We start from the raw sequence: 12,463 nt of genomic DNA, 5'->3' as shown, positions 1-12,463 counted from the left end.
GCTCAGCGCCACCCCAGTCCAGGCGCGACGTGCTTCAGGATCGCCTCGAGGACATGGGCGTTGTAGTCAACGCCGAGCTGGTTGGGCACGGTGAGCAGCAGCGTGTCGGCCTCGGCGATCGCCTCGTCCTGCGCCAGCTCCTTGATCAGCACATCCGGCTCGGCGGCATAGCTGCGGCCGAAGATCGCCCGCGTGTTTTCCTCGATGAAGCCGATCTGGTCGCGGCTCTCATTGCCGCGCCCGAAATAGGCGCGGTCGCGATCATCGACCAGCGCGAAGATGCTGCGGCTGACCGAGACGCGCGGCTCACGCTTGTGCCCGGCCGCCTTCCAGGCCTCGCGATAGACGCGGATCTGCTCGGCCTGCTGGACATGGAACGGCTTGCCGCTCTCGTCGAATTTCAGCGTCGAGCTCTGCAAATTCATGCCGAGCTTGGCCGCCCATTCCGAGGTGGCGTTGGTGGCCGCGCCCCACCAGATGCGCTCGCGCAGGCCTTCCGAATGCGGCTCGAGCCGGAGCAGGCCGGGCGGGTTGGGGAACATCGGCCGTGGATTGGGCTGGCCAAAGCCTTCGCCGCGCAGCGTGTCGAGGAAGACCTCGGCGTGATGCCGCGCCATGTCGGCGTCGGTCTGGCCTTCCTGCGGCTGGTAGCCGAAATAGCGCCAGCCATCGATGACCTGTTCGGGCGAGCCGCGGCTGATGCCGAGCTGCAGACGTCCGCCGGCGATGATGTCGGCCGCACCCGCGTCCTCGGCCATGTAGAGCGGGTTCTCGTAGCGCATGTCGATCACCGCCGTGCCGATCTCGATACGGCTGGTCTTGGCGCCGACGGCGGCCAGCAGCGGGAATGGCGAGGCGAGCTGGCGGGCGAAGTGATGCACGCGGAAATAGGCGCCGTCCGCGCCAAGCTGCTCGGCGGCGACGGCGAGATCGATGGATTGCAGCAGCGCGTCCGATGCCGAACGCACCTGCGATTGCGACGAGGGCGTCCAATGCCCGAATGACAGGAAACCGATTTTTTTCATGGCCCTGAAGTATATGCCGACGGCACATGCTTCAATGGCGAAAGAGCGGGGTTACACACCGTCGCCCTCTCGATACCAAACGTTCGCGATAACCAAGGTGCCAAAGGGTCGACCGCTGTGGAGGATGGGATGCTCAGGGGAATCCGCATCGTCGAGATCGAAGCGCTGGGACCGGCGCCCTTCGCCGGCATGCTGCTCGCCGATCTCGGCGCCGATGTCATCGTCGCCCACCGCAAGCACGCGTCCATGCCGGGTGCGCCGGAGCGCTCGCTGCTCGATCGCGGCAAGCGCTCTATCGCGCTCGACCTCAAGGACGCCGGGGACGTGGCCGTGCTGATGCGCCTCATCGCCACCGCCGACGGGCTGATCGAGGGGTTCCGGCCCGGCGTGATGGAGCGTCTTGGGCTCGGCCCGGATGCCTGCCTCACGGTCAACCCGCGCCTGGTCTACGGCCGCATGACCGGCTGGGGCCAGGACGGACCGCTGGCCGCCACCGCCGGGCACGACATGAACTATATCGGCCTGTCGGGCGCGCTCTGGTACGCCTCCTTGCCCGGCGAGCCGCCCATGGCGCCGCCGACGCTTGTCGGCGACATAGGCGGCGGCGCGCTCTATCTGGTGGTCGGCATGCTGGCTGGCATCATCAACGCGCGCACCAGAGGTAGAGGCACCGTGGTCGACGCCGCGATCGTCGACGGCTCGGCCCATATGATGAACCTGTTGATGTCGCTCGGCCAGTCCGGCGCGCTCGCAACGGAGCGCGGTCAAAGCCTGCTGGATGGGCCGCATTGGTGCCGCGTCTACCGCACGTCGGAGGGTAGCTTCATCAGTGTCCAGTGCATCGAGCCGAAATTCTACGCGCTCTTCCTCGACAGGCTTGGCCTCGCCGCCGATCCAAACTTCGCCCGGCAGTTCGATCGCGAGCTCTGGCCGGAGCTCGGCGACCGGCTGGCGGCGATCTTTGCCGCGAAACCCCGTGACGAATGGATCAGCCTGTTCGAAGGGTCCGACGCCTGCGTTGGGCCGGTGCTTGGCCCGCATGAATCCGCCCTGCATCCGCATATGGCCGCGCGCGGCACGTGGCGGACGGTGGACGGCGCGCTTCAAGCGGTTGCGGCACCGCGCTTTTCCAGCGCGCGGTGGACGCCGCCCAAATGCCCGGCGCGCGGCGAACACGATGCCGAAATCCGTGCGGGCCTGGCGGAACCGTGATGGCGTCCGTGCTATGCCGGTATTCGCCGGTCGCACGGCCCCACCAGACGAAGATGATTGGCGGATAGGACGAGGTCCATGGCGGTTCGGTCGATCATAAAATTCCCCAATCCCCTCCTCCGTGCCGTGGCCGAGCCCGTAGAGCTGTTCGACGGCGACCTGCACGGTTTGGCCGGCGATCTCATCGACACCATGCACGCGGCGCCAGGGATAGGCATTACCGGCCCGCATGTCGGCATCTTGAAACGCCTGGTCGTGATCCAGCTTCCTTCCGCGGCAAAGCCGGGAATCTATGTAAATCCATCCGTTATCCAGGCCTCGACCGAGATGGTCCGTCATGAGGAAGGCAGCGTTTCCATGCCCGGCGTCACCGAGGACATCGAGCGGCACGCCCGCATACGCGTCCGCTATCAGGATCTGGATGGCAATGAGCGGTTCGAGGATGCCGAGGGTCTGCTGGCGGTTTGCCATCAGCATGAGATCGACCAGCTCGACGGGCTGTTCTGGACGCACAGGCTGACGCGCCTCAAGCGCGACCGGCTGATCAAGCGCTACGGCAAGTTGATGCGAGCGTCGTAGGCGCCAGGCCGTCTACTTCCCGCAGTGGTGATCGTTGATCTTGTTTATCGCAAACCCGTCCGGCCCTGTCCGCTGGTAGGAGCAGGCCCCCGCGGCCGTCGTGACCAACTGCTGGTCATAATAGCGCGGGCCGCCGAACAGGAAATCGATGAGATCGTCCTCGGCCGGAACATAGCGTTCCTGTTCGCCCTGTTGATTGTGGCGGTGCTTGGCCCCGGCGAATGCCGTGGAAGACATGCAGCAGCCCATTGCGAGGGCAAGAACACAAATCGCCAGCCGTTTGGTCGTCATCGCAAAACACCCTTCTGTTCGGTGTCCATCCTATATCCAAATCCTCAGATGACGAAAAGTTCCTGAACGCGGGCCTTGCCAGCACCTGAATACCAGCACAGCTAGTCGGTCTGGATCCAGACCGACTTGGTCTCCAGATACTCATGCAGATGCTCGATGCCGCCCTCGCGGCCATAGCCGGACATCTTCATGCCGCCGAACGGCACGGCGGGGTCGATGGCATGGTACATGTTGACCCACACCGAGCCTGCCTTGATGCGGCGGGCGAGCTTGTGCGCGGTGCCGAGATGGCTGGTGAAGATGCCGGCGGCCAGCCCGTAGGGCGTCGCATTGGCGCGCGCGACGGCCTCGTCCAGCGTGTCGAACGGCATCGCCGAAATGACCGGCCCGAAGATCTCTTCGCGCGCGATGGTCATGGTGTCCGACACCGCGCCGAAGACGGTCGGCGCGATGAAGTTGCCGCCATTATAGAGCGCGCCCGTCAGCCGCGAGCCGCCGGCGACCAGTTCGGCGCCTTCGTCGCTGCCGGCCTTGATGTAGCCCTCCACCTTGCCGGCCTGCCTGGCATTGATCAGCGGTCCGATTTCGGTTTCCGCCTCGATGCCGTGGCCGACGCGCAGGCTGCCGGCGAACTCGGCGAGCCGCCGCACGAACTCGTCATGGATCTCGCGCGCCACGAACAGGCGCGAGCCGGCAATGCAGATCTGGCCCGAATGCACGAACACCGCCATGGCCGCGATGGGAACAGCCTTGTCGATATCGGCGTCGCGGCAGACGATGATCGGTGACTTGCCGCCAAGCTCGAGCGAGACGCGCTTGAGATTGGTGACGCCCGCCCGCGCGATCGCCTGGCCGGTGAGCGTCGAGCCGGTGAAGACGATCTTGTTGACGTCGGGATGCTCGGCAAGCCGCGCGCCCGCTTCGGCGCCGGTTCCGGTGACGATGTTGACGACGCCGTCGGGCACGCCGGCTTCCTGCATCAGCCGCGCGATCAGCAGCGGCGTCAGCGATGCCTCCTCCGAGGGTTTCAGCACGATGGTGCAGCCCGTTGCGAGTGCCGGCGCGATCTTCCAGATCGAGGCGGCGGTGGGCGCATTCCAGGGGATGATCGCACCGACGACGCCCACGGGCTCGCGCCGGGTGAAGGTGACGATCTCGCCCGGAATGGAATTGTCTATGGATTCGCCGTGCAGAGCGGTCGCCATGCCGGCATAGAAGCGCAGCATGCCGATGACGCGGCGCCGGTTGGCCAGCGTGCGCGTGATCGGCAGTCCCATGTCGAGCGTGTCGGAAACGCTGAGTTCTTCCCAATGCGTCTCGAACAGATCGGCGATCCTGAGCAGCACGCATTGCCGCTCATAGGGCGAGAATTTCGACCATGGCCCTTCGAAGGCCGTGCGCGCCGCCGCCACCGCCGCGTCGACATCGACGGCTCCGCCACGCGGCACGGTCGCCAGCACTTCGCCGGTCGCCGGGTTGAGCGCCCGCATCACCTCGCCGGACTGCGCCGCAACCCACTGGCCGCCGATGAACATCGGCCGGAATTCGCCGTGGTAGAGCGTCGCGGCCTTCGCCCTCGGGTCGAAATTCACCGTCATCTCGTCCTCCTCACGAATTCCATGGCGACTATTACTCCCGGTGCGGGCGACCTCAAGCAAGGAAAGCTGAAAGGGTGGCCTCGACCGGGGAGCACGCAGCGCATCGCCCGGGCCCGGCGGGCCTGACGAGGCCACGCGCACGTCCGGCGACATGGGCGCCTCAACAGTCATTCAGGTCGGTCGTGGCCCATGAAAGCGGGCCGGCGACAACAGGCTGGGATCGGCGCCTTCGCCAAGAAATGGCTTGGGCAGGTCGCTTCCGGTCACCAGGGCCGCGGTCAGTTGACCGAGCGCGGGTCCGGTCTGGATGCCGTAGCCGCCTTGTCCTGCCAGCCAGAAGAAGCCCTCGACATGGGGGTCCCAACCGACCGCCGGCGTCTTGTCCGCAAAGAACGACCGCAGCCCCGCCCAACTGCGCGACACATGCGTTACCGGCAGCGCGGCGGCCTGTTGAACGCGATCGACTGCAATGGCGATATCGATCTCCTCGGGCTGTGCATCACACGGTTCGCTCGGCGTCTCGTCGGCTGGTGAGAGCAACAGCATTCCCGAGGATGGTTTGAAATAGAACATCTCGTCGGCATCGATCACGCCCGGCCAGTCCTTGGCGTTGATGCCGGGTGGTGTTTCGACAAGCATCGCGGTCCGTCGTTTCGGGACCAGGCCAAGCGGCGTGGCTCCTGCCATGGCGGCCACCTGGTCCGCCCATGCACCCGCCGCGTCGACAAGGACGGGCGCCTCGAAGACGCCGGCCGTGGTCGTCACGGTCCATGCGCCACCAACCCGCTCGATCGCCTCGACCCGAGCATTGGTGACGACCTGCGCGCCCTGGCGGCGTGCGCCCCGCAGAAAGCCCTGGTGAAGGGTGTCGACATCGATGTCCATCGCCGAACGGTCCAGAAACGCGCTCGCCTCGTATTCAGGTCGCAGGATTGGAATGACCGATCGGGAAGCGTCAGGGTCGAGCCATTCGATGGCTGTTGCCGATTCCGCGACCCTCTCGGCAAACAGCGCCTCCAGCCTGGGCCTCTGCGCGGCCGTGCCGATCGACATTGTGCCACGAGGTGTCAGCAAGGGTACGTCGCAGAAGCCGGACGGCGGCTCGAGGAAGAACTGCCGACTGGCGCGCGTAAAGGCGCGGATGGCGACGTTGCCGTAACCCTCGATGAAGAGAGCGGCGGACCGTCCCGTTGTGTGCATGCCGCAATGGGCTTCGGCTTCAAGCACGGTCACCTGTCGACCAGCCGCAAGAAAGAAAGCCGCCGAGGCGCCAGCCATGCCGCCGCCGATGATAAGAACGTCCTGCATGGCCTCCCTCTTGCAAGCGCCGGCAACCAAGCAGAATATTTCCGATCGGTCAAACCTCTTTCCTATGATAAAGGCGGCGCCGCTTGCGAGTCGACTTTGTGAGGTCTCAACCCTAGACTGCCGCCAATGTCGAAAAGGGTCCGCCATGAGCGATTCGAAGCCAAGCCTGGGAGAATGCCTCAAACTGCTGCGCCGGGAGCGGGGCTGGACGCTGACGCAGGTCGCCCAGATGTCGGGGCTCGCCATCTCCACCCTGTCGAAGGTCGAGAACAACCAGATGTCGCTGACCTATGACAAGCTGCTGCAGCTTGCCCAAGGGCTCAAGGTCGACATAACCGAGCTCTTCGGCGTGAGAAAGGCCAGCGCCTCCCCCATCGCGCACGGCGCGCGTGCCGTCAGCCGGCTTGAGGACGGGCGGATCGTCGAGACCCCCAACTATGTCTACCGCTTTCTATGCACGGAACTGTCGCGCAAGGAAATGATCCCCATGCTGGGGTCAATCACCCAGCAAAGCATCGAAACGTTCGGCGAGCTCATCCGTCATCCCGGCCAGGAATTCACTTATGTTCTCGAAGGCGAAGTCGAGCTGCACACCGACGTCTACGAGACGCTGAGGCTGAAAACAGGAGAGTCGGTCTACTTCGAAAGCACGATGGGACACGCCTATGTCAGCGTCGGCGACACGCCGGCCCGGATCCTGTGCGTGTGCACGTCGGCATCCGGCCAGTCGGAGCAGACCATCATCAACGGCGCCAAAAGCGTGCGTCCTCATGACGAGCGCGAGACTGCCGACACGGAAATGACACTTGGCTAATTAGAAAAATATCTTTCCTATCAGAAAAATCGGCTTGCCATCCGAAATGCGGGTGTTAGCGTGGGCGAAAGGCATCCCTCGGTCATCCCGTGAGAGATGCAAAACACAAGCTCGAGGGGAGCGCATCATGTTGTTACGTCGCCTGCCGACTTTTGCGGCATTTGCCGCTTTGACAGCCTTGACCTTTGCGGCGCCGAGCTGGGCCACCGACAAGGATGTCCTGGTCATCGCCAAGGCCGAGGATCCGCCCACGACCGACCCCGGCGTCGAGGTCAGCAACAACGGCTATACGCTGATCTTTCCGGCCTACGAGCGTCTGGTGAAATATGACGGCGCCAAGACCGAGGTGATTCCGGAGCTTGCCGAGAGCTGGACCACGGCGCCCGACAACCTCAGCTGGACCTTCAAGCTGGCGTCGGGGCACATGTTCGACGATGGTTCGCCGGTCGATGCCGCCGCGGTCAAATATTCATTCGACCGCGTAAAGAAGCTGGCGGCTGGACCGGGCGACATGTTCCCGACCATCAAGGATGTCGTCATTGTCGACCCGCAGACCGTGAAGTTCGAATTGTCGGCGCCGTTTGCGCCGTTCCTGTCGGCGCTCGCCACTTCGGCCGGATCGATCGTCAATCCCAAGGCGCAAGAGCACGCGGTCAACGGCGACGACGCGAAGGCCTGGCTCGCCGAGCACAGCGCCGGCAGCGGCGCTTTCAAAATCTCGGGCTGGGAGCGCAACCAGCAGATCACGCTCGATCCCAATCCCCACTATGCGGGCAAGGCGCCGGCTTTCAAGCAGGTCATCTTCAAGATCGTGCGCGAGATGTCATCGCGTCGCCTGCAGCTGGAGAACGGGGACGCCGACCTGATCGACCAGGTTCCGGTCGACCAGGCCGAGGCCATGAAATCAAGCGCGGGGGGTGGTCATCGAGAGCAATCCCAGCCTCTATGTCGTCTATCTCTATTTGAACAACAAGAAAGCGCCCTTCGACAATCCGAAGGTCCGTCAGGCCATATCCTATGCGACCGACTACAAGGGGCTGGTCGATGGCGTGATGCAGGGCCAGGCCGAACAGATGCGCGGGGCTGTCCCGGACGGCATGTGGGGCCATGACCCGCAGGGCATGCAGTACAGCTACGATCTGGAGAAGGCCAAGCAACTGCTTGCCGACGCCGGTGTTTCCAATCTGCACATCAGCTTCACCTATTCGCAGGCCGACTCCGCCTGGGAGCCGGTGGGTCTTGCGCTGCAGGCCTCGCTCGCCGAAATCGGCGTCACGATGGATATGAAGAATGTCGCCGACACGACCAAGCGCGAGCTGGTCGCCAAGGGCGACTACGACATCGCGACGGGCGCGTGGACGCCCGATTTCGCCGATCCGTTCATGTTCATGAACATCTGGTTCGACCCGACCAAGATGGGAGCCCCCGGTAACCGGGCCTTCTATGAAAACCCGAAAGTGACCGATTTGATCACCCAGGCGCTCGCGACCGTCGACCAGAAGAAGCGTGAGCAGCTCTATATCGACGCGCAGAAGATCACCAACGAGGATGCACCATACGTCCTTCTGTTCCAGAAGAACGACATCTTCGCCATGCGATCCTCGGTGAAGGGGTACGTCTACAATCCGATGCTGATCCAGGTCTACAACATCGCCGATATGTCTAAGTCCGAATAGAAATCGGCGCCGAAGGCATGTCGCTTATTTCAACAATCCTTCGGCGCCTCGTCTTGCTGGTCTTCGTGGTGGCTGGCGTCGCGGTCATCACCTTCACGATTTCGCATTTGATCCCCGGCGATCCGGCGCAGCTGATCGCCGGTGACAAGGCTTCAGCCGAGACGTTGGCGCATGTGCGCCAGGAGCTTGGTCTGGACAAGCCCGTCACCCAGCAGTTCGTCATATACGTCAAGCAACTCCTGTCGGGCGATCTCGGCCAGTCCTTGCGGACACGGCGCCCGGTGGCCGGCGATATTGCCCTTTTCCTGCCCGCCACGCTCGAGCTCGGCATCGCCGCGCTGGTGACGGCGATCATGATTGGCGTGCCGCTCGGTGTGCTTTCGGCGATCTACAAGGACGGACCGGTCGACCAGGCGGCGCGTGTCGTGTCGGTTGCCGGCATTTCAATGCCGGTATTCTGGTTCGGGCTGGCGCTCATCCTCCTGTTCTACGTCAAGATACCGATCCTGCCGGGCAGCGGCCGCATCACGCTTGGCATCGCCGCGCCGCCGCGCATCACCGGCTTCTTCCTGGTCGACTCGCTGGTCGCCGGCGACCTGAAAGCCTTCTGGTCGTCGCTCTATCACCTCATCCTGCCGGCCTTTGTCCTCGCCTTCGCCAATCTCGGCATCATCACGCGCCAGATTCGGGCCTCGATGCTGGATGTCCTGCAGGAGGATTATGTGCGCACCGCGCGTGCGAATGGTTTGTCGCGATCGGCGGTCATCCTGCGGCACGCCTTGCCCAATGCCCTGATCCCGTCGGTGACGCTGCTTGGCCTCGCCTTCGGTGATCTGCTCTACGGCGCGGTGCTGACCGAAACGATCTTCGCCTGGCCAGGCATGGGGAGTTATGTGGTGTCATCGATCCAGACGCTGGATTTTCCCGCGATCATGGGCTTCACCATCGTCGCCTCGCTGGGGTACGTGCTGATCAATCTCGCGGTCGATCTGACCTATATGGTGCTCGACCCACAGATCAGGGAACTCGGCTGATGGCGGCGGATGGCATCGTCACATCGCCCCGGCCGGCTGCGCGGCTTCGCGCGGGACGGTTGTGGTATCGCGTGAAGGAAAGTCCTCTCACTCTGGTCGGCGCCGCGATCGCGCTGGCGGTGCTGTTTGTGATCATGGCCGCGCCCCTGCTGGCGCCCTACCCGCCCGACAAGATCTCACTTGCAGCACGGCTTGCCGCGCCCAGCCCGCAGCACCTCTTCGGCACCGATGAGGTCGGGCGCGACCTGTTTTCGCGGGTGCTGTTCGGCGCGCGCGCGTCCTGCGGCATCGCCTTTGCCATCGTCATCATCTCGACCTTTATCGGCTCGATCATCGGCTGCCTGTCCGGCGTTGTCGGCGGCATCGTCGACACCGCGATCATGCGGCTGATGGATGTCTTTCTGGCGCTGCCGGCACTCATCCTCGCCATGGCGCTGGCCGCGGCGTTGGGACCGAGCCTGTTCAACGCCATGCTGGCCGTCGCCGTGGTGCGGGTGCCCGCCTATGTGCGGCTGGCGCGTGGGCAGACGCTGTCGCTGCGCAACCGCACCTATGTGAAGGCATCGCGCAGCTTCGGGGCTTCGCCCGCCTATATGCTGCGCTGGCACATACTGCCTAACGCCCTGTCGCCCATCATCGTTCAGGCGACCCTGGATCTTGGTGGCACCATCCTGACGGCGGCGGCTTTGAGCTTCATCGGCCTCGGCGCCCAGCCGCCGACGTCTGAATGGGGCTCCATGGTGTCGAGCGGGCGCAACTATTTCCTCGACCAGTGGTGGTATGTCACCTTTCCCGGCCTGGCCATTCTGATCAGCGCCATGGGTTTCAACCTGCTGGGCGACGGATTGCGCGACATGCTCGATCCCAGGCTGGGTGGCCGATGACCGAACCGTCCGGCGATGTCCTGCTCGAAATCTCCGACCTTTCGCTCGAGTTCCGCACCTATCGCGGGCCGATCAAGGCGCTGAACGGGGTCAGCCTCAATGTCCGTGCCGGCGAGATCGTCGGCATCGTGGGAGAATCCGGCTGCGGCAAATCGGTGACCATGATGGCGGCGACGCGGCTTTTGCCCAAGGGCAGCGCGCACATTACCGGCGGCGGCATCCGTCTGTTCGGCAACGATCCGATGACGCTCAGCGAGCGTGAACTCCAGCATGTGCGCGGGCGGCTGGTGTCGACCATCTTCCAGGAACCGATGAACGCCCTCAACCCGACCCGACGGATCGGCGAGCAGATCGTCGAAGTCATCCGCCGTCACCAGCGTCTCGACAACGCGGCCGCGACGAGCAAAGCCTCAGGGCTGCTGCGCGACATGCTGATCAGCGAGCCGGAGCGGATCATGCAGGCCTATCCGTTCGAGCTTTCCGGAGGCATGCGACAGCGCGTGCTGATCGCCATGGCCTTCTCCTGCGAACCCAAGCTCATTATCGCCGACGAGCCGACGACGGCACTCGACGTGACGGTGCAGGCGCTGATTCTCGGCCTCATCAAACACAAGGCGATGAGCACGGGAACGGCCGTTGTTTTCATATCGCATGACATGGCCGTGGTGTCGCAGCTTTGCGACCGGCTCTACGTGCTCTACGCGGGACGGGTCGCGGAAGCCGGAACGACCGCGTCGGTGCTGGCAGCGCCAGCCCATCCCTACACGCGCGCCTTGATACGCTGTCTGCCGGGGCTGGCACCACCCAAGCAGCCGCTGGAGCAGATCCCCGGTACCTTGCCCGACCTGCTTGACCCGCCTGCCGGCTGCCTCTTTCGAGCGCGCTGCCGCGAGGCGAATGATCGTTGCGTGTCGGTGCCACCGCTGGCTGCCATGGAGCCGGCCCGCCGCGCCGCCTGCTGGCGCCGTATCGAGGAGACGCAAGCCGCGTGACCAAGCCTCCGCTCCTCTCCGTCGAAGACCTGGAAGTCCGCTACCGTGTCACCTCGGGCTGGTTCGGAGGCGCCGACGTCCATGCCGTCAACGGCGTGTCGTTCAGCGTGGCCGAAGGCGAGACGGTCGGCATTGTCGGGGAATCCGGCTGCGGAAAAACCACGCTTGGGCAGGCGATCCTCGGCCTGACCGACATTTCCGCCGGTCCCATCAAACTCAGGGGAACCGAACGGGACCGCGCACGGCGCACCCAATTGCAGATCATCTTCCAGGATCCCCAATCGTCGCTCGATCCGCGTCTTCCGGTCTGGCGCCTGATCACCGAACCTCTGCACATTCGCGGCGGCTATACCCGCAAACAACTGATCGGGCGCGCAACCGAACTGGCCGTCTCGGTCGGCTTGCGGCCGGAACACGTCGATCGCTATCCGCACGAGTTCTCGGGCGGCCAGCGCCAGCGCATCGCGATTGCCAGGGCACTCGCCGTTGAACCGGCGCTGCTGGTCCTCGATGAGCCGACCTCGGCGTTGGACGTGTCGGTACAGGCGCAGATCGTCAATCTGCTGCTGTCGCTGCAGGGGGAGCGCAAGCTATCCTATGTGCTTATCTCGCATGACGTGTCGCTGGTGCGCCACGTGGCCGATCGTGTCGCCGTCATGTATCTGGGCCAGATCGTCGAGGAAGGCCCGACGCTCGACGTGCTTGACGCTCCCAGGCATCCCTATACCAAGACGCTCCTCGATGCCGTTCCGAGTTTCGACCGTCCGCTGGCCTCGATCGCACCGCGCGCCGGCGAATTGCCGAGCAACCGAACACTGCCGACCGGCTGCTTCTTCCGCGAGCGCTGCCCTTCCGCGACGACCGGCTGCGAACTGCCGCAGGTTTTGGCACCCGCCGACGGGTTGCGAACAGTCCGCTGTCATCTGGTCACGCGCGCAACCGATACGGCGGTGCCGCGCACGGCGCCGCGACCGGTATTTTCCTCCCCGAATGATGCGATTGCTTAGAGCAATTCCAGGAAAAGTGCGTAGCGGTTTTCCCGGGAGAAGC

12 protein-coding genes and 1 pseudogene are annotated in these 12,463 nt (G+C 64.3%); 9 read left to right on the top strand and 4 right to left on the bottom strand.

Annotated elements, in window-relative coordinates; all coding sequences use genetic code 11:
- Window positions 1–2: 2 nt before the first annotated feature.
- Entirely contained in the window at window positions 3–1,025 is a 1,023-nt protein-coding gene (locus tag EN808_RS16675; RefSeq protein ID WP_135867338.1) for an LLM class flavin-dependent oxidoreductase, read from the bottom strand.
- 129 nt (window positions 1,026–1,154) lie between these two features.
- Here EN808_RS16675 and EN808_RS16670 point away from each other — a divergent pair, with 129 nt between their 5' ends.
- Window positions 1,155–2,237: a CaiB/BaiF CoA-transferase family protein gene (locus EN808_RS16670; RefSeq protein WP_135916406.1), complete on the top strand. Its 1,083-nt coding sequence runs from the start codon at window positions 1,155–1,157 to the stop codon at window positions 2,235–2,237.
- Window positions 2,238–2,315: 78 nt separating this feature from the next.
- The gene (locus EN808_RS16665) at window positions 2,316–2,816 is read left to right on the top strand and encodes a peptide deformylase (protein WP_127277245.1); all 501 of its coding nucleotides are present in this window, start codon (window positions 2,316–2,318) and stop codon (window positions 2,814–2,816) included.
- Window positions 2,817–2,828: 12 nt separating this feature from the next.
- Here the strand turns inward: EN808_RS16665 and EN808_RS16660 are convergent, their stop codons facing one another.
- The 3 genes from EN808_RS16660 to EN808_RS16650 all read right to left on the bottom strand — a co-directional run bounded on the left by EN808_RS16660 (window position 2,829) and on the right by EN808_RS16650 (window position 6,013).
- Entirely contained in the window at window positions 2,829–3,107 is a 279-nt protein-coding gene (locus tag EN808_RS16660) for a hypothetical protein (RefSeq protein ID WP_127277247.1), read from the bottom strand.
- Between the two features lie 101 nt (window positions 3,108–3,208).
- Window positions 3,209–4,705, bottom strand: coding sequence for an aldehyde dehydrogenase family protein (locus tag EN808_RS16655; protein WP_135916405.1), 1,497 nt, complete (start codon window positions 4,703–4,705; stop codon window positions 3,209–3,211).
- A gap of 171 nt (window positions 4,706–4,876) precedes the next feature.
- Window positions 4,877–6,013, bottom strand: a complete 1,137-nt coding sequence (locus tag EN808_RS16650; protein ID WP_135916404.1) for an FAD-binding oxidoreductase — start codon at window positions 6,011–6,013, stop codon at window positions 4,877–4,879.
- 145 nt (window positions 6,014–6,158) lie between these two features.
- Here EN808_RS16650 and EN808_RS16645 point away from each other — a divergent pair, with 145 nt between their 5' ends.
- From EN808_RS16645 to EN808_RS16620, 7 genes and pseudogenes are all read left to right on the top strand, one after another.
- Window positions 6,159–6,827, top strand: a complete 669-nt coding sequence (locus EN808_RS16645; RefSeq protein ID WP_135882454.1) for an XRE family transcriptional regulator — start codon at window positions 6,159–6,161, stop codon at window positions 6,825–6,827.
- 46 nt (window positions 6,828–6,873) lie between these two features.
- A pseudogene (locus tag EN808_RS37630) lies at window positions 6,874–7,704 on the top strand (ABC transporter substrate-binding protein); the annotation flags it as partial.
- Between the two features lie 40 nt (window positions 7,705–7,744).
- A complete protein-coding gene (locus EN808_RS37625) occupies window positions 7,745–8,503 on the top strand; it encodes an ABC transporter substrate-binding protein (protein WP_281041785.1) in 759 nt (252 codons plus the stop codon).
- A gap of 17 nt (window positions 8,504–8,520) precedes the next feature.
- Window positions 8,521–9,537 (top strand): ABC transporter permease, encoded by a 1,017-nt coding sequence (locus EN808_RS16635; RefSeq protein WP_127277257.1) that lies wholly within the window; start codon window positions 8,521–8,523, stop codon window positions 9,535–9,537.
- Entirely contained in the window at window positions 9,537–10,421 is an 885-nt protein-coding gene (gene ddpC / locus EN808_RS16630; RefSeq protein WP_127277259.1) for a D,D-dipeptide ABC transporter permease, read from the top strand. Before EN808_RS16635 ends, ddpC begins: the two co-directional genes overlap by 1 nt.
- Entirely contained in the window at window positions 10,418–11,413 is a 996-nt protein-coding gene (locus EN808_RS16625) for an ABC transporter ATP-binding protein (protein ID WP_127870140.1), read from the top strand. The genes ddpC and EN808_RS16625 overlap by 4 nt, the downstream gene beginning before the upstream one ends.
- Window positions 11,410–12,420 carry an ABC transporter ATP-binding protein gene (locus EN808_RS16620; protein ID WP_135916403.1) on the top strand — a complete coding sequence of 337 codons (1,011 nt, stop codon included), beginning with the start codon at window positions 11,410–11,412 and terminating at the stop codon, window positions 12,418–12,420. The genes EN808_RS16625 and EN808_RS16620 overlap by 4 nt, the downstream gene beginning before the upstream one ends.
- Window positions 12,421–12,463 lie beyond the last annotated feature (43 nt).

It is taken from the genome of Mesorhizobium sp. M8A.F.Ca.ET.165.01.1.1, from assembly GCF_004792065.1.
Classification (GTDB): Bacteria; Pseudomonadota; Alphaproteobacteria; order Rhizobiales; family Rhizobiaceae; genus Mesorhizobium.
The sequence above is the reverse complement of the archived record's forward strand: the minus strand, read 5'-3'. Positions and strand labels throughout refer to the sequence as shown.